Origin of the sequence: Asticcacaulis sp. SL142 (assembly GCF_026625745.1) — a bacterium.
Taxonomy (GTDB): domain Bacteria; phylum Pseudomonadota; class Alphaproteobacteria; order Caulobacterales; family Caulobacteraceae; genus Asticcacaulis.
The window spans coordinates 195,717-220,644 of record NZ_CP113061.1 but is presented as its reverse complement, the minus strand read 5'-3'; the positions used below and the strand labels follow the sequence as shown (position 1 = coordinate 220,644).

23 protein-coding genes and 1 pseudogene are annotated in these 24,928 nt (G+C 55.9%); 20 read left to right on the top strand and 4 right to left on the bottom strand.

The window, feature by feature from the left end; all coding sequences use genetic code 11:
- Positions 1 to 137: 137 nt before the first annotated feature.
- The 9 genes from OVA03_RS00990 (at position 138) to OVA03_RS00950 (ending at position 8,643) form a co-directional block, all read left to right on the top strand.
- Positions 138 to 515 carry a hypothetical protein gene (locus tag OVA03_RS00990; protein WP_267526371.1) on the top strand — a complete coding sequence of 126 codons (378 nt, stop codon included), beginning with the start codon at positions 138 to 140 and terminating at the stop codon, positions 513 to 515.
- Positions 516 to 556: 41 nt separating this feature from the next.
- Entirely contained in the window at positions 557 to 2,191 is a 1,635-nt protein-coding gene (locus OVA03_RS00985; protein ID WP_267526370.1) for a copper resistance system multicopper oxidase, read from the top strand.
- On the top strand, positions 2,184 to 2,879 hold the full coding sequence (locus OVA03_RS00980) for a copper resistance protein B (RefSeq protein WP_267526369.1): 696 nt from the start codon (positions 2,184 to 2,186) through the stop codon (positions 2,877 to 2,879). Before OVA03_RS00985 ends, OVA03_RS00980 begins: the two co-directional genes overlap by 8 nt.
- 181 nt (positions 2,880 to 3,060) lie before the next feature.
- Positions 3,061 to 3,825 carry a hypothetical protein gene (locus OVA03_RS00975; RefSeq protein WP_267526368.1) on the top strand — a complete coding sequence of 255 codons (765 nt, stop codon included), beginning with the start codon at positions 3,061 to 3,063 and terminating at the stop codon, positions 3,823 to 3,825.
- Between the two features lie 44 nt (positions 3,826 to 3,869).
- Entirely contained in the window at positions 3,870 to 5,387 is a 1,518-nt protein-coding gene (xseA, locus tag OVA03_RS00970; protein ID WP_267526367.1) for an exodeoxyribonuclease VII large subunit, read from the top strand.
- Between the two features lie 27 nt (positions 5,388 to 5,414).
- Positions 5,415 to 5,633 (top strand): DUF2093 domain-containing protein, encoded by a 219-nt coding sequence (locus tag OVA03_RS00965; protein ID WP_189488301.1) that lies wholly within the window; start codon positions 5,415 to 5,417, stop codon positions 5,631 to 5,633.
- Positions 5,609 to 6,469 carry a M23 family metallopeptidase gene (locus OVA03_RS00960; RefSeq protein ID WP_267526366.1) on the top strand — a complete coding sequence of 287 codons (861 nt, stop codon included), beginning with the start codon at positions 5,609 to 5,611 and terminating at the stop codon, positions 6,467 to 6,469. Before OVA03_RS00965 ends, OVA03_RS00960 begins: the two co-directional genes overlap by 25 nt.
- 267 nt (positions 6,470 to 6,736) lie before the next feature.
- Positions 6,737 to 7,231: a response regulator gene (locus OVA03_RS00955; RefSeq protein WP_267526365.1), complete on the top strand. Its 495-nt coding sequence runs from the start codon at positions 6,737 to 6,739 to the stop codon at positions 7,229 to 7,231.
- A 98-nt stretch (positions 7,232 to 7,329) separates the two neighbouring features.
- Positions 7,330 to 8,643, top strand: coding sequence for an EAL domain-containing protein (locus tag OVA03_RS00950; protein WP_267526364.1), 1,314 nt, complete (start codon positions 7,330 to 7,332; stop codon positions 8,641 to 8,643).
- 6 nt (positions 8,644 to 8,649) lie between these two features.
- Here OVA03_RS00950 and OVA03_RS00945 read toward each other — a convergent pair whose 3' ends face one another.
- Positions 8,650 to 9,603 carry an alpha/beta fold hydrolase gene (locus OVA03_RS00945; RefSeq protein ID WP_267526363.1) on the bottom strand — a complete coding sequence of 318 codons (954 nt, stop codon included), beginning with the start codon at positions 9,601 to 9,603 and terminating at the stop codon, positions 8,650 to 8,652.
- 52 nt (positions 9,604 to 9,655) lie between these two features.
- Between OVA03_RS00945 and OVA03_RS00940 the strand changes: the two genes are divergently transcribed.
- On the top strand, positions 9,656 to 10,525 hold the full coding sequence (locus tag OVA03_RS00940) for a TIGR01459 family HAD-type hydrolase (protein ID WP_267526362.1): 870 nt from the start codon (positions 9,656 to 9,658) through the stop codon (positions 10,523 to 10,525).
- A gap of 157 nt (positions 10,526 to 10,682) precedes the next feature.
- Here OVA03_RS00940 and OVA03_RS00935 read toward each other — a convergent pair whose 3' ends face one another.
- Together OVA03_RS00935 and OVA03_RS00930 are read right to left on the bottom strand one after the other, a co-directional pair.
- Positions 10,683 to 11,696: a protein phosphatase CheZ gene (locus OVA03_RS00935; RefSeq protein WP_267526361.1), complete on the bottom strand. Its 1,014-nt coding sequence runs from the start codon at positions 11,694 to 11,696 to the stop codon at positions 10,683 to 10,685.
- A gap of 62 nt (positions 11,697 to 11,758) precedes the next feature.
- On the bottom strand, positions 11,759 to 12,139 hold the full coding sequence (locus OVA03_RS00930) for a response regulator (protein ID WP_367891446.1): 381 nt from the start codon (positions 12,137 to 12,139) through the stop codon (positions 11,759 to 11,761).
- Between the two features lie 298 nt (positions 12,140 to 12,437).
- On the opposite strand from OVA03_RS00930, the gene OVA03_RS00925 reads away from it, so the two are divergent.
- The 10 genes and pseudogenes from OVA03_RS00925 (at position 12,438) to rimM (ending at position 24,736) form a co-directional block, all read left to right on the top strand.
- Entirely contained in the window at positions 12,438 to 12,875 is a 438-nt protein-coding gene (locus OVA03_RS00925) for a MaoC family dehydratase (protein ID WP_267526359.1), read from the top strand.
- Between the two features lie 3 nt (positions 12,876 to 12,878).
- On the top strand, positions 12,879 to 13,931 hold the full coding sequence (gene ribF / locus OVA03_RS00920; RefSeq protein ID WP_267526358.1) for a riboflavin biosynthesis protein RibF: 1,053 nt from the start codon (positions 12,879 to 12,881) through the stop codon (positions 13,929 to 13,931).
- A gap of 554 nt (positions 13,932 to 14,485) precedes the next feature.
- Complete coding sequence (ileS, locus tag OVA03_RS00915) at positions 14,486 to 17,596, top strand: isoleucine--tRNA ligase (protein WP_267526357.1); 3,111 nt, start codon at positions 14,486 to 14,488, stop codon at positions 17,594 to 17,596.
- Positions 17,589 to 18,113 (top strand): signal peptidase II, encoded by a 525-nt coding sequence (gene lspA, locus OVA03_RS00910; protein WP_267526356.1) that lies wholly within the window; start codon positions 17,589 to 17,591, stop codon positions 18,111 to 18,113. Before ileS ends, lspA begins: the two co-directional genes overlap by 8 nt.
- Before the next feature lie 135 nt (positions 18,114 to 18,248).
- Positions 18,249 to 18,809 (top strand): DUF3035 domain-containing protein, encoded by a 561-nt coding sequence (locus OVA03_RS00905; RefSeq protein ID WP_267526355.1) that lies wholly within the window; start codon positions 18,249 to 18,251, stop codon positions 18,807 to 18,809.
- A 125-nt stretch (positions 18,810 to 18,934) separates the two neighbouring features.
- A complete protein-coding gene (locus OVA03_RS00900; RefSeq protein WP_267526354.1) occupies positions 18,935 to 19,678 on the top strand; it encodes a class I SAM-dependent methyltransferase in 744 nt (247 codons plus the stop codon).
- A 172-nt stretch (positions 19,679 to 19,850) separates the two neighbouring features.
- Entirely contained in the window at positions 19,851 to 21,737 is a 1,887-nt protein-coding gene (gene mutL / locus OVA03_RS00895) for a DNA mismatch repair endonuclease MutL (RefSeq protein ID WP_267526353.1), read from the top strand.
- Positions 21,738 to 21,958: 221 nt separating this feature from the next.
- Positions 21,959 to 23,534 (top strand): annotated as a pseudogene (ffh, locus tag OVA03_RS00890) (signal recognition particle protein).
- Positions 23,535 to 23,576: 42 nt separating this feature from the next.
- Entirely contained in the window at positions 23,577 to 24,035 is a 459-nt protein-coding gene (gene rpsP, locus OVA03_RS00885; protein ID WP_267526352.1) for a 30S ribosomal protein S16, read from the top strand.
- Between the two features lie 161 nt (positions 24,036 to 24,196).
- The gene (rimM, locus tag OVA03_RS00880; RefSeq protein WP_267526351.1) at positions 24,197 to 24,736 is read left to right on the top strand and encodes a ribosome maturation factor RimM; all 540 of its coding nucleotides are present in this window, start codon (positions 24,197 to 24,199) and stop codon (positions 24,734 to 24,736) included.
- A gap of 9 nt (positions 24,737 to 24,745) precedes the next feature.
- On the opposite strand, the gene OVA03_RS00875 is transcribed toward rimM, so the two are convergent.
- Positions 24,746 to 24,916: a hypothetical protein gene (locus OVA03_RS00875; RefSeq protein ID WP_189488446.1), complete on the bottom strand. Its 171-nt coding sequence runs from the start codon at positions 24,914 to 24,916 to the stop codon at positions 24,746 to 24,748.
- Between the last annotated feature and the right edge of the window lie 12 nt (positions 24,917 to 24,928).

Here is a 24,928-nt window from a genome sequence, read left to right as displayed (position 1 = left end):
CTGAAATATGGGGGGCAGTCTGTAATTTCACGACCAACCGAAATATTTTTTTATGATGTCACCCTCGCCGTTCGGGCGCGGCGTTTGTCGGCTGATTTGGGCTTGGTTTTTAGGGGAGTGGCGACTATGTTGACGCTATGGCCGCTTTTAAGACCTTTTTACGCCTGATCATGCCGCTGATCTTCTTGTTCAGTGCGCAGGTGTCGGTTGCGGCCACCACCCTGCCCTCGGCCCATGCCGCGCCCGCCGCGCAAATTGAGACCATGAGCGACTGCCATGATCGGACACAAAAAGAGGCCGCAAAATCGCACAAGGCACCTAAAAGCGAGTCAGACGATAGCTGCTGCGACAAAGCCTGCGCGTGCGCCCTCAGTCATTGCCAAACGCCTGCCCAAGCGGCCCCATCAAGCGACACTAAAATGCCCGCGCCGTCCGTCAACACCCGTTACGAGGCTTTTTCAAAGCGGCTGCTGTCAGCCATCCGCGAGCAGATCAAGCCCCCGCCCAAATCCTGAGTCCATTCCAGTTCTCTATTAAAATCCTCAGGAATTTTACCATGATCCGCAAATCTCTGCGGTGGATTTTGGCCCTGTGCGCGCTGTTGATGACGACGCCCGCCACGGCCAAGACCACCGAATATAATCTCACCATCGCGCGTGAGACGGTCATCGTGACCGGTCAGCCGACCCAAAAAATCACCGTCAACGGCACCATTCCCGGCCCGACGCTTATTTTTGACGAAGGCGATGAGGCCGTCGTCCACGTCACCAATCGCATGGATGAGGATACCTCCGTCCACTGGCATGGCCTATTGCTGCCACCCAATATGGACGGCGTGCCAGGATTGGGTGGTTTTACCGGCATCAAGCCAGGTGAGACCTTCACCTATCGCTTTAATATCCGTCAGAGCGGCACCTACTGGTATCACGCCCATTCCATGACCCAGGAACAGGACGGCCATTATGGCTCTATGGTCATCCGGCCCACAGGCGCTGATCCGGTCACATCCGATCGTGACTATGTGGTGTTACTATCTGATTTCACACCGGAAACCTCCGGCCAGATCATGAAAAACCTTAAAAGCAGCGCTGACTACTACCAGACCGCGCGCCCGACGGTGGGTGAGTTTGTCAAAAGCGCCCGCGACAAGGGTTTAGGTGCCGCATGGAAGGCGACTTCCGAATGGGGCAAAATGCGTATGTTACCGTCGGATCTGAGCGATGTCACCGGCTATACGTTTTTAGTCAATGGCAAGCGTCCTGATCAGAACTGGACCGGTCTGTTCACGCCGAATGAGCGGGTACGCCTGCGCCTGATTAACGCTTCGGCCATGACCGTGTTTGATGTGCGCATATCCGGCCTTAAGATGGAACTGGTCGCTGCCGACGGTCAGAATGTCGAGCCCGTCAATATTGACGAAATGCGCATGGGCCCGGCCGAAACCTATGATGTCATCGTCACCCCAACCGAGGACAAAGCCTATACGATTGCGGCGGAATCCATTGATCGGACAGGCTTTGCACTGGGCGCACTGGCCCCGCGTGAGGGGATGAGGGGTGAGATACCCACGCAACGACCCCGTGCCCGCCTGACCATGACCGATATGAACATGGCTATGATGATGCACGACGATCCGGATATGGATATGTCAGATATGCCCGACAGCGGCTGGGCTCAAACCGGTGCATCGGAAGGCACCAAGATTTTGGATTATAAGGATTTACGAAGCTTAACCTCACAGACTGATTTAAGAGCGCCGGAACGTACCCTGGAGTTGCGTCTGGGCGGCAATATGGAGCGCTATATCTGGACGCTGAATGGTAAAACCTATGCCGACAGCGACGGTCCGTTGCTACTGAAAGCGGGCGAACGCCTGCGATTGCGGTTCGTCAATGAAACCATGATGACCCACCCCATGCACCTGCACGGCATGTTCATGCAGCTTGAGAACGGTCAGGAGGCCGCCAAAGTGCCCAATAAGCACACGGTCGTGGTGCCGCCGGGGGCTACCTATTCGGTGCTGCTAACGGCTGATGAGGAAGGAGAATGGGCGTTCCATTGCCACCTGCTCTACCACATGATGTCAGGCATGATGACGACAGTTCTGGTGGCCGATCGTGATGTGCCTAACGCAAAAGCCGCGCCTGAGATGGATCACAGCCACCACGATCACGGAGGCCACCATGAATAGTCAATGGTTGATAATCTGCGGGATATTGGCGGCGTCGGACGCTGCTGCCGAAACCGATCATAAGCATCACCACGGCGGCATGATCTTTCACACGGTGGTGGCTGAAGTTGCCGCCTGTGACGATCGGCAGCATGTTGATATCGATGGCCGGGTTGGCGGCGATACCCATAAGTTTACCTATAAGATTGAAGGCGAGCGTCATGAAAGCGAATGGGAAACGGCTGAGGTCTGGGCGCTGTATAGCCGTAATGTCTCAACCTTCTGGGACGCGCAGGTCGGCATCCGGCAGGATATGGAGCCCAAATCTCATGCTTATTTGACTGCGGGGGCCTCTGGTCTTGCGCCCTATTTCTTTGAAACCGAAGCCCATCTGTTTGTGCGTGATGACGGCAAGGTAAGTGCGCGTCTGCGGCAGGAAAATGACCTGCTGCTGACCCAGAAATGGATCGTACAGCCGTTCATCGAAATCGAAGCCCACGCTCAGGACGATCTGAAAACCCATATCGGCGCGGGCTTCAGCTCAGCCGAAATCGGCCTGCAGACTCGCTATGAGATCACCCGCCGCTTCGCCCCCTTTATCGAGGTGAAGCATGAAACCAAACTGGGCGAAACCGCCGCCATCGCCCGCCGCTTGGGCGAAGACCAGTCGGAAACCGTCATCATGGCGGGTGTGCGGGCAATGTTTTAACTAACTCACCGGAAAACGCAGGTTTTCCGGTGATTAAAGGATTCCTTTGGACGCGAAATGAATCAACTTACTCTCCGCCATAATGGCTTTAGAGGATGTGATGGCAAATTTCCTAAAACTAACCCACCAGTGGTTTAGTAAAAATTGGTTCTGGTTGATTATAGGATGCCTATGCTCGATCATGTTATCTACTATGTATGGTGTGTCGCAGTGGATGCTTGTTCCATTAGGCGAGACTAACTCCATAGAGGAAAAACTAATACTGCGTGGCACGTTTGGAGATAAATTTGGGGCCGTGAATGCCCTTTTTTCAGGCTTAAGTTTGATCGGCATTTTAGTTGCGATTTACCTTCAGTGGAATGAATTGAAGGAAACCAAAAGCGCATTACAACGAGAAAAATTTGAGGCGATCTTTTTCCAAGCTATCACCCACCTCAATGATTGTGAAAAATCAATTTCATGCGACACGACCAATCATAGATTTGGCTCCGCTGGAATTAAAGCCAACATTATTAACGGTAAGAATGCATTCACATTTTTAATGGCGGCAGGCTTACCAGTGGAGCATTTCGTAGAGCAAAACGACATAATTCATACGTCTAATTTTTTCAATACAAACTACGGAAGTGTTAATGACGATTTGCACAATTATTTTTTAACGATTACAGCAACATCAGAGCTAATTTCAAGCTACAATGAAAAAACCAATGATGATACACAGACATACAAAAAATACTTCCGCTCTTACATTTCACCAACGCAAGCATTCATATTAGCCGTTACATCAATATATGAGGGAAATTTTGAATTGAAAAATGCTATTATTAATTTGGAAATTTTAAGACCTTTCAACAATAAATCGATAGACATACAAAAGTACTTCGGCACTATTTTCCCACCATCTGCGTACGGGCTGACCAAATTTCATGAGGGTTGGGGCCAATAAACTTCACTTTAGCCGGAGCGTCGCTTCGGCTAAAGAGGTGAGTCATGACCGACCTCCTTCCCCCGACCGAATCGACCCCAGAATCCACGAACGCTGCCCCCTATTCGGTATCCGAACTGGCCGGCGCGCTGAAACGCACCTTAGAGACCACCTATGACCATGTGCGGGTACGGGCGGAGATTTCCAAAGTCACGCGCCATTCGTCCGGCCATGTCTATCTGACCCTCAAGGACGACCGCGCCGCTATTGATGGCGTGATCTGGAAAGGCAATGTCAGCCGCCTGAAAGCCCAGCCGGAAATGGGGCTTGAGGTCATTGTGACCGGTAAGATCACGACCTTTCCGGCGTCTTCCAAGTACCAGATCGTCATCGAGTCGCTGGAAGCCGCCGGCATGGGCGCGCTGCTGGCCCAGCTTGAAAGGCTTAAAGGCAAACTCAGCGCGGAAGGCCTGTTCGATCCGTCGCGGAAAAAACCGTTGCCATTTGCGCCCAAAACCATCGGCGTTATTACTTCGCCCACCGGTGCGGTTATCCGCGATATCCTGCATCGCATCCGTGACCGTTGGCCGTGTCGGGTCATCGTCTGGCCGGTGGTGGTTCAGGGCGATGCCGCACCGGGTCAGGTGATCCGCGCCCTCAAAGGGTTCGAGAACGGCGAAGCCCCCAAACCTGACGTGATCATCATCGCCCGCGGCGGCGGCTCGGTCGAGGATCTGTGGCCGTTCAATGACGAAGCTCTGGCGCGGGCCGTTGCCGCCTGCCCCATCCCGATCATTTCCGCCGTCGGCCATGAAACCGACACCACCCTGATCGATTTTGTGTCTGACCGGCGCGCGCCCACCCCCACAGGGGCGGCTGAAATGGCGACACCGGTGTTGAGCGAACTCAAAGGTTTCTTGCTTGATCTGGAGCGCCGCCGCGTCGGCACGTTTGGGCGCTATATGGAATCCCGCCGCGAACGGGTGGCGCTGTTGAGCCGCGCCCTGCCCAAGCCGCAGGACCTGATCAACTCCGCCCAGCAGAGGCTCGATTATATCGCCCATCGCCTGGATGGGGGGCTGTTGAAAAACCTCAACCTGCATGAAACCGGCTTTGTACGGGTGGCGGGTCGGTTTAATCCGGCTTTGCTGGCCCGTCCGCAGGCGCTAAAACGCGATCAGGTGTCGCAATTATCAACCCGCGCCCTGGCCGCCTTGACCCGCCGCGTGGCGCTTGCTGAGTCACATGCGCGTCTGCCCGCATGGGCGCAGCGCATGGATGACGCCGTGCAGCGCCAATTCAAACAACGCAGCGACCGGCTGTCATCCCTTGAGCAATTACGCCAAAGCCTGAACCCCGACCGGCCCCTCAACCTCGGTTTTGCCCGCGTCCACCGTAAGGACGGGGCTCTGATCGCGTCAGCCGCCGCCGTGAACGCCAATGATGCGCTGGAACTGCATTTCAAGGACGGCATTGTCGATGTGGTCGCCACTACCGAAGCACCACCGCAAACGTCTTTGCCCAAGCCCGCGCCCAAAAAAGTCACACCACCTTCATCTTCGGATCAGGGGAGCTTGTTTTAAGCCGCCATCTGCGCCTATATTACGATAATGAATATGCACACCCCTTCCCCCCTGCCCGATCAGGCCGTTCTGCACTATGGCGACGGCGAATATGTCGTCATGAAGCCCGGTAAGTTCGTCATCTGCGCTGTATCGGGCAAGCACATCCCGCTGGAGGCCCTGCGCTACTGGAACCCCACCGCTCAGGAAGCCTATGCAGGCCCTGAAGAAGCCACGGCCCGATGGAAAGCCCAGAACCAGCGCTGAACCGCAGACATGTGTTAAAAGCCGCAGGCCTGATGGGCCTTGCGGCCAGGCCCGCCTATGCGGTCCCCCTGATCCCGCGCACCCTAAACCTTCGCGGTTGTTTTAAGCAGGGCGGCTATGCCATAGGCCAGGCCGATCCCCACGCTGACGTCTGGGTTGACGGCGAATGGCGCACCAAAGCCTCCGATATCGGCAGCTTTTTCATCGGCTTTGATCGCGACAGCCCGCCCCAGTGCCTGATTGAACTGAAAGGCCCGGTCTCAGGCCAGTACCAAAAGACGACCTGCGACGTTTATCCCGCCACCTATGACGTGCAGCGCGTCGATGGCCTGCCGCAAAATACCGTCACCCCCAGCGACCCGGCTTTGCTGGAGAGGATCGCGGCGGAGGTCGCGCTCAAAAACGAGGCTTTCGCCCACCGCGAAGATGCCGACTGGTTCCGGGATGGGTTTTCATGGCCGCTTGATATCTACCGCGTGTCCGGCACCTTCGGCAATCAGCGCATCTTAAATGGTGTCCCGTCGCGGCCGCACTATGGCTATGACATGGCCGCCCCCGTCGGCACGCCGGTGCATGCGCCTCAGACCGGGCGGGTGGTGCTGGCCGAACCCGATCTGCATTTTGAGGGCGGGCTGATACTGATCGACCACGGTCAGGGGGTGATTTCCATGTATCTGCACCTGTCACAACTGTTTGTCGCCAAAGGTCAGCTTGTCCCGAAAGGTCAGTTGATCGGCCACGTCGGGGCCAAGGGCCGCTCCACCGGCCCGCATCTGTGCTGGCGACTCAAATGGCGCGACCGGTCGCTTGACCCCAGCCTGATGGTCACCGACTGAGACCAATTGGCGTCAAATTCGCCATCAAGAGCGCATACTATTGCAAAATGCGTCACATTTCATGGAAATATTGCGTCCACCCTGTTCAATCAGCGACAATATTTGTGTGCCACACTTGATCTTTAAGGTAGGTTTGCTTAACCGCAGGCAGGGGCCAATCCTTCAGTTTTCAAAATGAACGGTGCCGATCCCATCAGTACCGCGTACCTCCTTTTAGATTTCAAGTTAAATCATCTGCCGTGTTGAGGCAGAACGGACTTATGTGTCATGACTGATTATAGTGCCCTTAAAATTCTGCTGGTCGAAGACAATCAGCACATGCGCTCAATCGTCATGGCCATCCTCAAAGGCACCGGTCTGCGTAACATTCGCGAAGCGCGCGACGGCGCCGAGGCCCTGGAGATACTGCGCCAGTATGACGCTGATATCGCCGTTGTCGATTTCAACATGCAGCCTATCGACGGGGTTGAATTTACCCGCATGCTGCGTAATTCCAGCGACAGCCCCAACCCTTACCTGCCGGTCGTGATGATCACCGGTCATTCTGAGAAGAGCCGCGTGATGGAAGCCCGTGACGCCGGGGTCAATGAATTTGTGGTCAAGCCGCTGACGGCGCGCGCGCTGTTGGGCCGTATCGACACCATCATCATGCGCCCGCGCCCGTTTATCCGCTGCTCGACCTATTTCGGGCCGGATCGCCGCCGAAAGACCGATGAGGGCTATAAAGGCCCGTATCGGCGCAATACCGACGGCATGTTTTAGGCTTAAAATCCAAAAGTTAACGCCGCGCTTTGCGTCAGAGGAAAATCACCCCATAGTGCGCTCTACGCGTATTAGTGATTCTTCAGGACCACGCATTCATGGCCAGAGCCACCCCTGCCCTATTGATGGGCACCTACATCTTTCTGTCGCTGACGGTAGCCGCCCTGTTGTGGCGCGGCGGCTCAGACGGCGGTGCGTGCGTGGCGGCGTTTCTGGGCACTATGGGCCTGTGTACCGGGTTCCATGTGTTTGTCGGCCAAAAGCTGATGGCCGCGCGCATCGACAAAGATATCGACCGGGTACGCGAAGCGCACCGCCTGATGATCGAAGCCATTGACGCCACCCAAAAAGACATGATCGATCTGGCCGACAGCGTGCAGCATCAGCGCACCACCCGCACCGAAGAATTGACATCTGAGGTTAAGATGCTGGAAGGGCTGGTGCTTAAGCTCGGCGAAAGCATCGAAGATCGCCTGAACGAATGGCAAAGCCGCACACCGGCACCCGCGCAGCCAAGCTATGCGCGCGGTCCGAACGCCGCCGAGGCCGTGCGCCAGATGTCGCGTCAGGAACAGCAAGCCATTGCTCTTATTGAGACCGTGCGCGAAGCCCTGATTGAGAACCGTGTTGATCTCTATCTGCAACCGGTCGTGTCCCTGCCACAGCGCAAGACGGTGTTTTACGAAAGCTTTTCCCGTCTGCGCGATGAGACCGGCCGCGTGATGATGCCGGCGGAATATCTGACCGTGGCTGAACCCGAAGGCTTACTGCCGTCGATCGACAATCTGTTGCTGTTCCGGTGCGTGCAGATTGTGCGAAAGCTGGCCAAGAACGACCGACGTATTGGCATTTTCTGCAATATCTCGCTCTCGACCCTGCGTGACGACAGCTTTTTCCCGCAGTTTCTGGAGTTCCTTAAGGAAAACAGAGACCTGTCCGGCGCGCTGATTTTTGAACTGGGTCAGGACGCCTTTATTGCCCGCGGGTCAGCCGAAGCCCGCAATATGGCCAAGCTGGCTGATCTCGGTTTCCGCTTCTCGATCGATAAGGTCACGACGATTGATTTCGACGTTCATGACCTGCAACGCTCAGACGTACGCTTCGTCAAGATTTCGGCCAAGCTGTTGATGGAGCAACTGCTCGACATCGACGGCCGCCCGGCCATGAAGTTCCTCAAAGATATTCACGCCGGTGATTATGCGTCGCTGCTGGCGCGTTACGGCATCGAAGTTATTGCCGAAAAGATCGAGTCTGAGCGGCAGGTCGTTGACGTGCTCGAAGCCGATATCGGCTATGGTCAGGGTCATTTGTTTGGTGAGCCACGCGCCATCAAGGAGCAGGTGCTGCTTGAAACCGCACCACCCGCCGGTTATGCCCGCTCAACCCTGCCGCCGTTGCGCCGCCGGGCTTAGAGCCGTTCACAGCAGACCCTTTTCGCGCGCCCACTGGTGAATAGCATCCACAACTCTGTCGGGCGCTTCTTCCAGCACCCAATGGGAAATGCCCTCCAACGATGCCAAAGTGAAGTCCGCCACCAAGGCTTCATTCCCATCCGTTAGGGCGCGGTCAAGGAATGGATCATTCATCCCCCAAACCATCTGTACCGGCACCTGTAAAGGTTTATGCATATAAGGCGCTACCAATCGCGTCATATTCGCCCGGTAATAGTTGATCATCGCCGTCGCGGCACCGGGCTGGCATATATTACGCGCATATACCGCCAGAGCCTCACCACTAAATGCAGATGACTGACGCCCCAAGGTTTCCATCAACCCCTTTCCTTTCCGGCGCGTCACATGCCATTCCGGCAGCAAAGGTAAAAGGAAGAACAAAACGTAGAGTGATCTCAACCTCTGTTTCAGGCCCGATTTTAGCAAGGTATCAAACACAATGGGATGCGGCGCATTAATGACCACCAGACCGTTAATTTTATCTGCATGATCTATGGCTGTACGCCATGCAATAACACCGCCCCAGTCATGGCCAATCACAATACGGCGCCTTGCCTTCAGGGCATCAAATAGCCCTACAACATCCCTGGTCAAGGCCTCAATGCGATAATCCTTAAGACGTGATGGGCGTTCTGTATCTCCATAACCTCGCATATCCGGCGCGACGATTCTCCAGCCAGTCGTAGCTAATGACGACATAAGGGGCGTCCACGCCAAACGGCTTTGTGGAAACCCATGTAACAACAACATGACATCTTCCCCTTCACCGGTTTCATCAACGGTAAAGTCCAGATTATTTGCTCGTATTTTATAGCTGCGCATAGCCCCCCTCCACCGCTCTTTACCGGTTACATTTTTCATATTCTCCCTGTATTTGATAGGATCATTCACGATCTTAGGATCATTTTTCAAACCGACCATTGCGCTCTCGAACACGCGCAATACAGCCACATGTGTAAAAAGGTACCGATAAATGCCCTCCCCTGAATTGATGACATCCCTTGCCTCGATCTCCGGTCGTTATGACGCTTTATTTTGCGATATCTGGGGGGTGATCCATAACGGCAAGTGGCATTTCCCGGCAGCCTATGCGGCACTAAAAACCTTCAAGGCCACGGTCGGGCCGGTGGTGCTGATTTCCAATTCGCCGCGTCCTAATGACGGGCTGGCCGCACAACTGGCTGAACTCGGCGTGTTTGAGGATGCCTACAGCGCCATCGTCTCCTCCGGCGATGCCACCCGCGCTTTCCTAAGCCAATATGCGCCGCTCGGTTCAGCCTGGATCGTAGGCCCCGCCCGTGACGCCAACCTCTATGACGGCCTTGACCTTGATGACAGAGGCACACCGCAAACCGCAGCCTTTATCAGTTGCACCGGCCTTTATGACGATGAAAACGACACTCTGGAGCAGTACCGCCCCGATTTCGAGATCGCCGCCAAACGCGGTATTCCGCTGATCTGCGCCAATCCTGACCGCATCGTTCAGCGCGGCGATAAGATCATCCTGTGCGCCGGATCGCTGGCCGATCTTTATACGGCACTGGGCGGTGAGGTCATCATGGCCGGTAAGCCCTACCCGCCGATCTATGACCTGTGTTATGCCGCGCTCGAAAACCTGACCGGCAAAGCGATTGATAAATCACGCATTCTGGCCATTGGCGACGGTCTTCCGACCGATGTGCTGGGGGCCAATGCGCAAGGGCTTGATCTGCTGTTTATCGCCGCCGGTATCCACGCGGTTGAGGCCACCGGCGCTGACGGTAAGCTTGATCCGCATCTTCTGACCGCCGTGCTGCAATCGCAGAACGCCCAGGCGAAGTATGTGGCGGCAGAACTGGCCTAAATCAATAAAAACCGGCCGCGAGGGGATTTCGCGGCCGGTTTTTCACCATCACCAGATCTTCGTCTGATTATTCTGCTTATTTTTTACGCGCATCTGAGTCCAAAAACCGCGTTACACTTTTTGGAAACGAAGTTCGGCGAAGCCAATGCGCTTGTCTTTAGTCAAACAGGGCGTCGATATCGTCCTGTGAGTTGGTCTTATTCAGGTCTTCGGGGCTCATGTCGAACAATGAGTCGATATCGTCCTGAGAATTGGTTTCCGCGGCCGCCGCGGGGGCTGGTGCAGGCGGTGCAGGCTTCGGAGCCGGTTGGGGCGCGGGCTTAGGCTCTGGCGCTTTGGCCACCGGAGCCGGAGCGGGTTGAGGCGTTACTGGCGCAGGTTTGGGTGCGGGCTGAGGTGCCGGTGTTGGCTCTGGCGCTTTAATTTCAGGGGCCTTAACTTCAGGCACAGGCACCTCGACGGGTGCTGGAGTTGGCGCCTCGACCACAGGTGCAGGGGCCGCCTCAACCTGATCAAAGCTGTCAAAACCACCGTCAAACAGGGCATCGATTGAGTCCTGTCCGGTTTCGGGGCCGCCAATCGCCGGACCATTGAGCAGAAGATCACGGTCGCGCTTTTCACGCTCAGTCAGTTCAACGCTCTTGTCTTCAATGCCCAGCTTATCGGCCAGACGCGTGACGCGGTCTTCGATTTGCTTTAAGACATTGACGACCTTAGAGACGCGCTGACCGGTGATATCCTGAAAGCTGCAGGCCTCAAAAATCATCATGACCTGATCATCGACCGCCGCCTTATAGGCCGCGGCATCACCATCAAAGTCCTTGATCGAATAGCCCATCATGGCTTCGGCGCAGTTCATGATCGTGTGGGTAGCGTTTTCTGTATCTCGGGTGATAGCCTCAAGCTCGGCCCCGGCGGTGGGGATACGTTCCTGCGACAGGTCGTAAGGCCGCAGCTCACGAATCTCTTCCTTAGCCTTGCCGATATAGCCGGCGATGATTTTGAATTCATCAGAGCGACGTTTATCAAGCTTTTGGAAAAAGCCGCGCATCAAAGCGACCAGCGCTTCGGATTGCTGCATCAGATTGATAAGCTTAGGCTCAAGTTCCTGAACCAGAGCGGGATCGAACCCGTCCATGTCAGTCTCTGCCTTTTGTGATGCCTGGGCCATTTGTAAACCTGTTATTTTAATAGTTTAAGGCTACTGAAGAAATCTAAGGCATTATCGCCCAATCAAAAATCACCGAGAACGGCGGTTATCTTTTGCTTCAGAGTGGCAGCGTTAAACGGCTTAACAATATAGTTGTTCACACCAGCTTTTTTCGCCGCAATCACGTTTTCCGTCTTGGACTCAGCCGTAACCATGATGAAGGGCGTGCGCTTAAGCGAATCGTCCGCGCGGACCTTCAGCAACAGTTCGTAGCCGGTCATCGGTTCCATGTTCCAGTCGGAAATGACCAAACCATAGGAGCCTTTTTTCATTTTATCGAGGGCTTCGGTGCCGTCCGAAGCTTCTTCGACATTTTCAAAGCCCAATTGCTTGAGCAGGTTGGAAATGATCCGTAGCATGGTTTTGTAATCATCTACGACCAGAACCGGCATGGACATATCGATGGCCATGTAAACGCCCCACCTATTATTTGGGCCCGCAACACGCGACGCCCTTCATTTGAAGACAGGGCCATCATGACAAAGACAGACAAAAATTCAGTTAAGAACCAATTTTAATTTTATCGTTTAAAAACAATGATATACCTTAAATTAACCACGATTATGGTGAAATTTTGGGACAGATGCAAAATTTTTTTGTCAGTTTGGGACATAATTTCAAGGATGAAATCGCAAAAAGATTTGGCATTTGGCCCCGTCACATAATAACGGTGACGCTCATTCTCTTAAGCCTGTAGCCCATATGTCCGATTCCGCCCACACTGTGTACCTCGAAGACCTGATGATCGATCAGGAAGTCAGCCGTGTCTTTCACGTCACCGACGCGGTGATCGCCGCGTTTGCCGAGGTATCAAACGATCATAACCCGATCCATGTCGATGAAGCCTATGCGGCGGCCTCACCTTTCAAGGGTAAGGTCGCCCACGGTATGCTGGCCGGGGCCTATATTTCCGCGACGGTTGCGGGCGGCTTGCCGGGCTGGGGTACTATATATGTCGGCCAGACCCTGAGTTTTAAGCGCGCCATCCGTCCGGGTGATGAGGCCACCGTCCATATCCGCGTCAAGGACATCAACCTGAAAACCGCCCACGTCCAGCTTCAGACCACGGTCAGGGTGCGCGGTAAAGTCTTTGTCGACGGTGTGGCCGAAGTCATCGCCCCCAAGAAACCAGCGCAGTAAAACGTGTCCCCGTTCACCGCCCATCATATCAAAGCCTTTCATCTGCGGCTCAATGCGCAGGGCCAGCTTGAGGCCTATGCCATCAATGAACCGGCACGAGGTATAGGTTTCTTGGGCGAAGGCATTCCGCCGCACCTGTGTGTGGCGATCGGCAGCTTTGACGGCGTGCACGAAGGCCACCACAGCGTGATTGCCGCGGCCACCGACACCGCCCATATCCGCGGCCACAAAAGTGCGGTCATCAGCTTCGATCCCCACCCGCAGCAGTATTTCCAAAACCTCAGAGGCATTGAGGCCGAACCGTTTCGCCTGATGCATGTCCCGCAGCAGTTACGCGCCTATGAGGCTTTGGGGGCGGACTATGCGCTGATCTGCGACTTCGATACGAACCTGCAGGCTTTGAGCGCTGAGGACTTTGCGCGCATTATCCTACATGAGCAACTCCGGGCCTCACACGTCAGTGCCGGGTTTGATTTCAGCTTCGGCAAGCGCGGCCCGAATCAGCCGGCAGGTAAAGCCGATGATCTGGTCGCGTTTGGAACGCAGTTCGGTTTTACGACCACCATTCTGGATCGCCAGGACGACGCCGACGGTAATAAGTTGTCGTCGTCTGCCGTGCGTGAGGCTTTGCAGGCGGGGGATTTTGCGCGCGCCACCACCATATTGGGCCACCCGCAGGCCTATATGGGCACGGTCATCAAGGGCGATCAGATCGGCCGGACGCTTGGCTTTCCAACCCTGAATGTTGATTTAGGCGATTATGTCCGACCGAAATACGGGGTCTATGTCACCCGCACCCGTTTTGAGGATGGGCAGGTGTTGGGCTCGGTCACCAATCTGGGGCGCCGTCCGACGATCGCTGAGGGTTTAAGCGAGCGGTTTGAGACCTATGTATTTGACCTGCACCATGAGGTTTACGGCCAGACGATCGAGGTCGAACTGCTGCACTATCTGCGTTCCGACATGAAGTTCTCATCGCTGGATGAGCTTAAGGCGCAAATCGCGACCGACACAGATCAGGCAAAGACGTGGTTAAGTGCGCCCCCGTCTAAGTAACACTACCGCAACTGCGAACACAGCCTTAGCAGACTCATTTTGAGTTGCATTGTCGACACGAGACACACGACCTAATAACATAGCGGTGATTAGCTATCACATTCGTTAGACGTACACGGTTTCGCCCTTATTTATCCACATCCTTGTACCTAAATAAGTACCTCACATGAGAGGAATATGCCGATGCCCGATAGACGGTTTAGTCGCCTCATGAGAGAGTAGGTCAATAAAGTACAGGGTTCGGAACATAAAAAGGCAAAAGCCATGTCGATCAGAGGCTATGGGTTTTTGAGCATCATCGCGTTTTGTGCCGCTATGTGGTGGCTTTTGTTCAGTGCGATTTTTGCACCGCGACAAGACTGCGCGTCATTTGGCACGCCAGCTGCGTCTCCATCTTTGGCCGGATATGAGTGCGAATATAACGCCATGAGCGTCAGATAACTCCCCGAAAGCGCTAGGCAATCAAAGTTCGCTCTGATAAACGCTGAGGCCATGTTTTTTGCCGGTGCGATGCCCTGTGCGCCCGCGTAACCCGGCCTGATGAGATTACCCCAATGGCTTCCGAAACTGACACGACGACTGAAACTACCGCACGCGATTATCGCGAAACGGTGTTCCTGCCCGAAACCGACTTTCCGATGCGTGGCGGCCTGCCCAAGGCCGAGCCGGAGATGCTCAAAAAATGGGCTGAGGCCGACCTCTATAACGAAGTGCGCAAGGCCCGTCAGGCCAAGAACGCGCCTTTGTTTGTCATGCACGACGGTCCGCCCTATGCCAACGGCAATATCCATATCGGTCATGCGCTCAATAAACTGCTGAAGGATTTCGTGGTTCGCTCAAAGTTCCTGATGGGCTATGACGTTGATTACGTTCCAGGCTGGGACTGTCATGGCCTGCCGATCGAATGGAAGATCGAAGAGGAATTCCGCGCCAAGGGCCGCAAGAAAGGCGATGTGCCGGCGGCTGAGTTCCGTAAGGCCTGCCGCGAATATGCCGCCAAATGGATCGACATTCAGCGCGAAGAGTTCAAGCGTCTGGGCGGCTTAGGCGACTGGGACAACCGCTATGCGACCATGGACTTCGATACCGAAGCTAAGGTGACCGAAGAATTCCACAAATTTATGATGTCGGGGCAGCTTTATCGCGGCTCAAAACCCGTCATGTGGTCGCCGGTCGAGCGCACCGCCCTGGCCGATGCCGAGGTCGAATATGCCGACCATGTCAGCCCGACCGTATGGGTGAAATTCCCGGTACGTGGGGCTATATTCAGTGATGGAATTTTTTGGGAATCTACCGTTGAGGCATCTCGGAATAAGAACCGCAACTTCACGGAATTTCATGACAGCATAAAAGATGCATCTGTGGTGATCTGGACGACTACCCCTTGGACAATTCCAGCCAACCGCGCTGTCAGCTTCAACCCGAAAGTCGCCTACGGTCTTTACAAAATCACCGAAGTGGCTTCCGAAGAAACACTCGGCTTCAAACCTTGGGTCAGCACTGGCGATCAATTAGTGTTAGCGGAAAAGCTGGCAGAAGATGTACTGAAAGCTGCAAATGCTACAAGCTTCATCAAACTTGAAACACTTGATGCTAGCTTTATAAGCAGCATCATCCTCTCCCACCCGCTAGCTGAACTTGATGATGGATATGGCTTCAATGTGCCGATGCTGGCAGGCGATCACGTCACCGACGATGCCGGTACAGGCTTTGTGCATACAGCCCCCGGGCACGGTGCGGATGACTATCAAGTTTGGTTAGGAAACACTCAGAATCTTTCCAGCAAAAATATTGACATCACAATTCCTAATACCGTTGACCCTGACGGTGCTTATTACTCCCACGTACCGCTGTTTGCAGGCCTTAAAGTTCTAGAAACCGAAGGCAAGAAAGCCGGTAAGTTCGGTGACGCCAATAAGATCGTCATGGAGAAACTGATCGAAACGGGCAACCTTTTGGCGCGCGGGCGAGTCGAGCATTCCTATCCCCATTCGTGGCGCTCTAAGGCTCCGGTTATCTTCCGCAATACGCCGCAGTGGTTCATAAAAATGGATCGACGTGGTGATGTGTCTATTGGAAGTAAAAATTTTGAAGCCGGTTCAATCCGGTCTTACAACCCAAATGTGCTGCCTAATGACCAAGACGTGAAAGGGCAAACACTCCGCCAGACCGCCCTCACCGCCATCGACCAAATCGCCTTCTACCCCGCACAGGGCAAAAACCGTATCCGCTCGATGGTCGAGACCCGCCCTGACTGGTTGATTAGCCGTCAGCGCAACTGGGGCACGCCGCTGGCCATGTATGTGGACAAAAAGACTGGCGAACCGCTGCGCGACGAAGCCGTCAATAAACGCATTATCGACCGCATCCGCGACGGCGGAGCCGATGCCTGGTTTACCCTGCCCGACGCCGAGTTTTTGGGTAACGGCTATAATCCGGACGACTATGAAAAGATCACGGATATCCTCGATGTCTGGTTCGATTCCGGCTCGACCCACGCCTTTACGCTGGAGGGCCGCGAAAACACGCGTAGCCCTGCTGACCTCTATCTCGAAGGCTCGGATCAGCACCGCGGCTGGTTCCAATCGTCGCTTTTGGAAAGTTGCGGCACGCGCGGTCATGCGCCGTTCAAAGGCGTCCTGACCCACGGTTTCGTCCTCGATGAACAGGGCGAGAAGATGTCAAAGTCCAAGGGCAATGTCGTCAGCCCCCAGGACGTGGCCAAGGAATCCGGTGTTGAAATCCTGCGACTGTGGGTCGCCCTCAGCGACTATTCTGAAGACCTGCGCATCGGTAAGCAGATCCTGCAAACCACGATAGATGCCTATCGTAAGCTGCGCAATTCGATCCGCTATCTGCTGGGCGCGCTCAACGGCTACAGCGAGGCCGAACAGGTTGCCTATAAGGACATGCCGTCACTGGAACGCTATATCCTGCACCGCGTTCACGCGCTGGATGCGCAGGTGCGTGACGCTTACGGTGCCTATGATTTCGCCGGTGTCATCCGTCCGGTCGCGGATTTCGCCTCCCAAACCCTGTCGGCGCTCTATTTCGATATCCGCAAGGATTGCCTCTATTGCGACCGCCCCGACAGCGTGAAGCGCCGCGCCACCCGCACGGTACTCAATATCCTGTTTGAGCGCCTGACGGCGTGGCTGGGGCCGATCATGAGCTTCACCACCGAAGAAGCGTGGAGCTATCGCTACCCTGACGCCGCTGAAAACGTCTTCCGCACGCTCAATCCCGTCCCGGCCGAATGGCACAATGAGGCCGAGGCTACGCGCTGGGAAAAGATCGAACATGTGTTGGATGTTGTCACCGGGGCGCTTGAGGAAAAACGCCGTGAAAAGGTCATCGGGGCCGCGTTAGAAGCCGCGCCCCATGTCTATATAGATAACGACGTGCTGATGGCGGCCTTTGACGGCATTGACGCATCTGAGGTGTTCCGCACCTCTCAGGCGGTTTTGTCCAACTCAATGGGGCCGGAACACGCCTTCCGCCTTGAGGACGTGAAAGACGTCAGCGTGGTGGTACTGCTGGCCCATGGTCAAAAGTGCCAGCGCTCATGGCGCATCCTGCCCGAAGTCGGCACCGATCCGCGCTACCCCGACCTGTCGCACCGTGATGCCGACGCCGTTGCCTATTGGGATAAAGTACATGGTTGATATATTGAGCGGGATTGAAACCCGCTTTAAGGGCCGTGTGAGCCGTTATGGTGCGTTGGGTCTGATCGTCGCCATCGTCGCCCTGATTCTCGATCAGATCTCAAAGCACTGGATTCTGTTCGGTATTAACCTGCCGGTGCAGCAGCAGATCGAGGTTTTGCCATTCTTTCACCTCAGCATGGTGTGGAATGACGGGGTCAGCTTCGGATTGTTAGGCGCGGACGGTCTGGGGCGCTGGCTTCTAGTGCTGTTCTCAATCGTGGTCTCGATCTTTCTGATCAACTGGGTGCGTAAGGCCGAACGTCCGTGGCTGGCCTGGTCGCTTGGCCTCGTTATCGGCGGCGCTATCGGTAACGCGATTGATCGTATTCGATTCGGGGCCGTGGTTGATTTTCTGGACTTTTCCGGCCTTTATTTCCCGTGGGTGTTCAATATTGCCGACGCCTGCATTTCGATCGGCGTGGTCATGCTGATCTGGGAAGTGTTCACCACCAAGGAAAGTGACGCGAAAGCTTAAGTACGGGCGAAAAAAAGGCTTAATTGCCGGTTAGGTTTCCTGATCTTTGGGGGCTTGGCATAGCCGCTTAAACACAGTAACGGTAAATTTGATAATTTTGGTGCCTCGCCATTACAGGCAGGTCTGGAGCGAAATATGAAGTCGGTTAAGGTCGTTTTGGGTTTAACGGTGCTGGCGGGTCTGGCCCTTACGGGGTGCGAATCCACCAAGTCCGCGCTGGGCCTCAACAAGGTTACCCCCGATGAATTCCGCGTGGTCACCAAGGCTCCGCTGATCGTACCGCCCGATTACGCCCTGCGCCCGCCCGCGCCCGGTGAGCCCCGTCCGCAGGAGCTTCAGCCCGAAAGTGCGGCCCGCGAAGCTTTGCTGGGCCAGCGTCAGGGCTTTACCCGCTCTGAGGGTGAAAAGATTTTTGCCTCAAAAACCGGCGCTGACCGCGCCGATCCGCTGGCCCGATATGTGGTTGACGATGAATTTGGCGACCTGACCTATAAGGAAAAGTCGTTTTCCGATTCGGTCATGTTCTGGAAAAAGCCGGAAACAAACGTGGTTGCTGGCTCTAACGCGGCTCTGGGGGCCGAAGTCGCCCCGCTGGATGCCGCCGCTGAAAAGGAACGCCTGACCAAGCTGGTCGGTGAACAGCCGATCATCATCGAGCAGAAAAAAGACGCTAAGTTCAAGCTACCGGGCCTGTAAGGCCAAGGATTTTAAGATTTAAAAGGCGGCTCTTAACGGGCCGCCTTTTTTGTTAACGCGGTTGTAACTTGCATCCCTGACGCCCTCGCCTATCCTCCCGCCACCTGACCGCAGGAGGAAAAATCATGCGCCTTTATAAAAGCCTTGCCTTAGCCCTTATTTTGACCGCCCCTATCGCAGGCGTCCCCGCGATAGCCCAGACTGTCACCGCCGAAGCGGCCATGGCAGCCCCCGACAGACCGCCTCAGCACACAGAACGCGATGCCGCCCGTAAACCCGAAATGGCGTTTCTGCTGCCCTATCTCAAGACGGGCGATACTGTGCTCGATTTGGGGGCCGGTGGCGGCTATACGTCCATGCTGATGTCAACCGCCGTCGGCGAGACCGGTAGAGTATTTGTGCAAAATCCGGCCAGTTGGGTCGAAAACTATAAGATTCAGCCCGCCCTTGATTATATGACCTCAAAACGGGCCAATATCACCGTGGTCGTCGCCCCGTTTGACGACATCCCCGCCCCGGCTAAGCCCTATGATATTGTGTTTGCGGGTATGATTTATCACGACACCTTCAATGATCCGAAGGTTGACGCCACCAAAATGAACACGGCTTTATTCAAGGATATGAAATCCGGCGGCTATTTCATCATTACCGACCATAAGGCGCCGGATGGGACAGGCTTACGCGATACTAACACCACCCACCGCATCGACAAGCAAACCGTGATTGAGGGCGTAACCTCGGCCGGTTTCAAGCTGGTGCTTGATTCCGACGCCCTCAGCCACCCCGAAGACGACCGCAGCCTCAATGTCTTTGATGTCAAAATCCGCGGCAAGACCGACCGCATGGCGCTAGTGTTCCAGAAACCTTAAAGGAATCACTACAAAATGCTCACCAGTTTCTGTATCGTGATTACTCAAGGCTTTAATCCGCCGTACCGAAAGCCTTCAGTTTGGATGAGATGCCAGGCGTCAAGCGCCGCAGGTACACATGGTACCTGCAAGCGATGACAACGCCGCAGATCGCCAAAATCAAGGCTTTCGCATGTCCGTCATCGCCCGCTTACCTGTTGAAACCATCAACCGCATCGCCGCTGGCGAGGTGGTCGAGCGCCCGTCATCCGCCATCAAGGAACTGGTCGAAAACGCCATTGATGCCGGGGCCCGCAGCATCGACATTCAGGCTGAAATGGGCGGTTTGTCGCGCATAATCATCGAAGACAATGGACGCGGCATGTCCGAGATCGATCTGCCGCTGGCGGTCGAACGGCACGCCACCTCAAAGCTGAAACCGCAGGCCGATGGCACCTGGGACCTGATGCATATCCAGACCCTTGGCTTTCGTGGCGAAGCTTTACCCTCGATGGGGTCGGTGGCGCGGCTCAACATCGTTTCCAAACCCGCCGATCAGGATGCAGCGTTTGCCATTGAAGTTGATGGCGGTCGGATCTCGCCCTTGCGCCCTGCCGCCTTTTCGCGCCCGCATGGCACGCGGGTTGAGCTGAAAGACCTGTTCTACGCCACCCCGGCCCGCCTTAAGTTTATGAAGACCGACCGGGCTGAAAACATGGCCATTACCGAAGAGGTCAAGCGCCAGGCCATGGCCCACGAAGATGTCGGCTTTACGCTGGAGCTGGACGGTAAACGCCAGTTGCGCCTGTTTCCAGAGACCGCCGGTTTCGAGGGCCGCCTGAAGCGATTGGCGGCCATATTGGGCGAGGATTTCGGACGCAATTCCCTGCTGATCGATCAGGGCCGCGAAGGGGTGCGCCTGACCGGCTATGCCGGTTTGCCGACCTTTTCACGCGGCAATGGCCAGCATCAGTATCTGTTCGTCAATGGCCGTCCGGTGCGCGATAAGCTGCTGCAAGGGGCGTTGCGCGGGGCCTATGCCGATTTTCTGGCTAGAGACCGCCACCCGATGGCGGTGCTTTATCTCGATATCGATCCGCAGGATTTGGACGTTAACGTCCATCCGGCCAAAACCGAAGTGCGTTTCCGCGACCCCAATCTGGTGCGCGGTTTGATTATTGGCGCGTTGAAACATGCACTGGCGTCTGCCGGTCACCGCGCCGCGACCACCGTGGCCGATCAGGCGCTTTCCGGTTTGCGCCCGCAGATTGCGCCGTTTCAGCCCAGCCTGGGATATCAGTATCCGGCCCCGCAGCGCCAGGCCTATACAGTTGATGCGCCGCATCCCAACTATATGCCAACGCCCGCCGCCTTTATGCCCCCCCCTGCCTTTATGCCATCCGCGCGAGTCGAGGCTGATGTGGTGCCGCAATACGGCGAACTGGCCGAAGCTATCGCCGATATTGAGTTGTCCGCGCCCCCCGCTGACACCGCTACTCAGCATCCGCTGGGCGCGGCGCGCGCGCAGATCCATGAAACCTATATCCTCGCCCAGACCAGCGATGGCCTGGTCATTGTCGATCAGCATGCCGCCCATGAACGGCTGGTCTATGAACAGATGAAGACGGCGATGGCGCAGGGCCATGTCGCCCGCCAAAGCCTGCTGATCCCGGAAATTGTCGATCTGGAACCCGCCGATGTATCGCGCCTGATGACCAAGCAGGCCGATCTCGATGTCATGGGACTGGCGATCGAAGCCTTTGGGCCATCATCCATATTGGTGCGCGAAATCCCTGCCCTGTTGGGCGATTGCGATGTCGGGGCTCTGATCCGCGATCTGGCCGATGATATCGCCGAACACGGCCAAGCGCTGGCGCTCAAAGAACGCATGGCCGAAATCTGCGGTAATATGGCCTGCCGTAATTCGGTTCGCGCCGGCAGACGCCTGACCGGCGAAGAGATGAACGCCCTGCTGCGCCAGATGGAGGCCACCCCCCACTCCGGCCAGTGCAATCACGGCCGCCCGACCTATGTTGAGTTAAAACTCAAGGATATCGAAAAGCTGTTCGGGCGGCGTTAAAGCCTATCGGGGCTTGACTCTTAAGACTAAAACGCGCAAAAGGCCCGACACATTGGCGCCCTCCAGCGCTTTTGACGACAAACCTTCGTCATCATGACCCCGGCACTGCGACCGGACAGGGATGGGAAGGCTCCCCGACAACGCGTGGCGTTCTCGGGGTCTTTTTGTTGTTCAAAATCACGGGTGCCAGATATGAGGATTTTGAGGTTTGACTCTCTACCATGTTTGATAGCTTAAATGAGCGCCTATCGGGACTGTTTGACCGACTGAGTGGCCGTGGCGTCCTTTCGGAAAAGGACGTTGACGAAGCCCTGCGCGAAGTGCGGGTCGCCCTGCTCGAAGCCGATGTCGCCCTGCCGGTCGTGCGCAAGTTTATGGACAAGGCCCGCGAACTGGCGACCCGGCGAAGCGATCATCAAGGCCGTCAAACCCGCCGATCAGGTGGTCAAGGTCGTCTATGATGGCCTGATCGACATGCTGGGCGGCGAAGAGCCGGAACCGCTCAATCTGGCCGCCGTGCCGCCAGTGGTCATCCTGATGGCCGGTCTGCAGGGGTCGGGTAAGACCACGACTTCCGCCAAGCTGGCGCTGCGCCTATCCAAATTTGATCGTAAAAAGGTCATGATGGCCTCGCTCGATACCCGCAGACCCGCGGCTATGGAGCAACTGAAATTGCTGGGCGACCAGGTCGGCGTCGATGTCCTGCCGATCGTGGCCGGTCAGTCCGCGATTGAAATCACCCGCCGCGCTTTGCAATCAGCCAAGCTTCAGGGCTTTGATGTCCTGATCCTCGATACCGCCGGCCGCACGACGCTCGATGAAACCCTGATGGCCGAGGCGGCTGAGATTGCCAAAATCTCATCGCCGACAGAGACGTTTCTGGTCGCCGATAGCCTGACCGGTCAGGATGCGGTGCGCACGGCGGAAGCCTTCCATGCCCGTCTGCCGCTGACCGGCCTGATCCTGACCCGCGCCGATGGTGATGCGCGCGGCGGGGCCATGCTGTCGATGCGCGCGACGACCGGACTGCCCATCAAGTTCCTCGGTGCCGGTGAAAAGATCGAAGCGCTCGATGTCTTTGATGCCAAGCGTATCGCCGGCCGGATTCTGGGCCAAGGCGATGTGGTGGCTCTGGTCGAAAAGGCCGCCCAGGAGCTCGATGCCGCCAAGGCTGAGCAGATGGCCAAAAAGCTGTCCAAGGGCCAGTTTGATCTTAACGATCTGGCCGATCAGCTTGGCCAGATGCAAAAAATGGGGGGTATGCAGGGGATCATGGGCCTGCTGCCCGGCGTGCAAAAGATTAAGAAGCAGATCAGCGATCTGGACATGTCCGATAAGATGTTCGCCCGTCAGGTGGCGATCATCTCGTCCATGACCAAGCTGGAGCGCAAGAAACCCGATATCCTCAATGCCTCACGCAAGCGCCGCGTCGCCGCCGGGGCCGGTGTCGATGTCGCCGAAATCAACCGCCTTTTGAAACAACACCGCCAGATGGCCGACGCCTTTAAGATGATGGCGCGCAATACCGGCGGGCGCGGTGGCGGCATGGGCGCTATGGCCAAGATGCTGGGCATGGGCGGCGGTCCAAACATGGCTCAGATGCAGCAAATGGGTAAGGCCCTCAAAGGCGACCCCAATCTCGCCATCGGTGAAAACGCCGCCGTTGATATGGAGCGGCTTAAGCAACTGGGCGCTGGCAAACTTCCTAATCTTCCCACCGGAGGCCTGCCCGGCCTCGGCGGGGGCGGACTTCCCGGATTGGGTGGGGGCAACCCCTTCGACCCGAAAAAGAAATAACTGAAACGCTTTAAATCTCTATCTCTCTAAAGGATCTTACATATGTTGAAAATTCGTCTGTCGCGCGGTGGCTCCAAGAAGCGCCCGTACTACCACATCGTCATCGCTGATGCCGCCGCCCCGCGCGACGGTAAGTTCATTGCCAAGGTTGGCGCCTACAACCCCATGCTGGGTAAGGACAATGAGGCCCGCGTGACGCTTAAGGTTGAGGCCATCGCTGACTGGCTGAAAAAAGGCGCACAGCCGACCGACCGCGTCGCACGCTTCCTGGCCAAAGAAGGTCTGGTAAAGTGGGAACATGGCAACAACCCGCAAAAGGGCACACCTGGCAAGAAGGCTCAGGAACGCGCCGCTGAACGTGCGCAACGTGAGCAGGACCGTCTCGACGCCGAAGCCGCTGCCAAGGAAGAAGCTGCCGCCGCTGCGGCCGCTCCGGCCCCGGCTGTTGAAGAAGCTCCCGCCGAAGAAGCCCCGGCTTCCGAAGAGTCGACCGAAGCTTAATTGCTTTATTTTATTCCCTCGCCGGGCGGCGGCATCCGCCGCCTTGGCCGCCGCCGCAATGGCGGCTTGAAGGGAATGATTCAAAGCTATATCATTCCGCTCTAAATAACGATAAGGCCGGGGCAAATATATGTTCCGGCCTTATCGCTTTGGGTATCCTCATGACCGAAAAATCCGACCTTATCTTTGTCGCTCAGGTGGCCGCATCATTCGGCGTTAAGGGTGAGTTCAAGCTGTTGAGCTACACCGCTGATCCCTTAAGCGTGCTGGAATATAACCCGCTCTGCAATGACAAGGGTGAACCGGCCCTAAGCCTGACGGGGGCCCGCGCCCACAAAGGCGCTCTGGTTGTGCGCGCCGAAGGTATTGATGATAAGGATAAGGCCGATAAGCTTAAAGGGCTTAAGCTCTATGTGCCGCGGTCGGACTTTGCCGAACCCGAAGATGAAGATGATTTCTACATCGCCGACCTGATCGGCTTAGAGGCTAGGGATGGCAGCGGCGACGTCGTGGGCAGGATCAAGAACGTCGATAATTTCGGCGCGGGCGATTTGCTGGACATCCAGCCGAAATCAGGCGCCAGTTTCTATCTGGCCTTCACGCGCGAAAACGTGCCCGAAGTCTCGGTCACCGGCGGCTATGTCGTGATCGAACTGCCGCCGGAAACTCAAGCCGAACCGTCGGATGCGGAACAGCACTAATCGTTAAATTTAGCGGGCGATATTCAGCACAATCAGGCTGAGGCCCATCAGCACGCCCCACGCCTGCACGCTCAAACCTGCGATCAGCAGCAGCTTAAGGGCGTCCGAACGACCCTTTACCGGCTTGGTATCCGCCGAGTTGATGTTTGCCGAGTTAATATTCATTGTCTGCGTAGTCATCACATAACCCCT